The organism is Xanthomonas cucurbitae (assembly GCF_002939885.1).
GTDB lineage: Bacteria > Pseudomonadota > Gammaproteobacteria > Xanthomonadales > Xanthomonadaceae > Xanthomonas > Xanthomonas cucurbitae.
Window position 1 is genome coordinate 1 of sequence record NZ_MDED01000115.1, and the last position, 769, is coordinate 769.

A 769-nucleotide genomic window follows, 5' to 3' on the forward strand; every position below is an offset into this window, starting at 1 on the left:
CAATGCCAGTCAGTTAAGCCCCGAGGGGAGCTGATCCAGTAAAAAGGGAACGTGTTCAACACGTTCCCTTTTTTGCTTGATGAGCCTGTTTGCGAGCGCCCTGCGCGAGACATTACCGCGAGTCCCTGATCGACTCGACCAACTCAGCACATTGATAGAGCCGGCCTGGATCGAGCAGGCGCTGGCGACCAGCGGCAAGGCGTCGATCCGGCGGCGCAAGCTGCCGGCCGAGCATGCCGTGTGGCTGGTGATCGGACTGGCGCTGTTTCGTGACCGACCACTGTGGCAGGTGGTGCAGCAGCTTGATCTGAGCCTGGACGCACAAGCGCTGCCCGCGCCGAGTGCCGGCGTGCAGGCCCGCCAGCGTCTTGGAGAAGAACCCCTGGCCGAATTGTTCGGTCTATTGACCCGGGCCTGGAGCCGCACAGCGGTGGATACGCAGCGGCCACTGCGCGTGCTGGCGGTGGACGGCGTGGTCTGGGCAGCACAGGACACTGCGGAGAATCGAGCCGACCTCGGCAGCTGCAGCAACCAGCATGGTCCCTTGTCCTGGCCGCAGATTCGCGCCACCTGCCTGATGGATACCCACAGCCACGAGCTGCTCGACGCCAAGCTCGGCGGCATGGACTGCGGTGAACTGAGCCTGGCGGCGCAGCTGCAGGGCCAGGACCACTCGGTGACGCTATTTGACCGAGCGTACTTCTCGGCCGCGTTCCTGCTGGACTGGCAGTCTGCGGGCACGCAGCGTCACTGGCTGATGCGGGCCCGG

At 65.0% G+C, this 769-nt stretch carries 1 protein-coding gene; it reads left to right on the forward strand.

The features are described 5' to 3' along the window. Window positions 1-79 precede the first annotated feature (79 nt). Window positions 80-769: IS4 family transposase (locus XcuCFBP2542_RS18975; protein WP_146090378.1), on the forward strand; the 690-nt coding region annotated here is incomplete at its 3' end.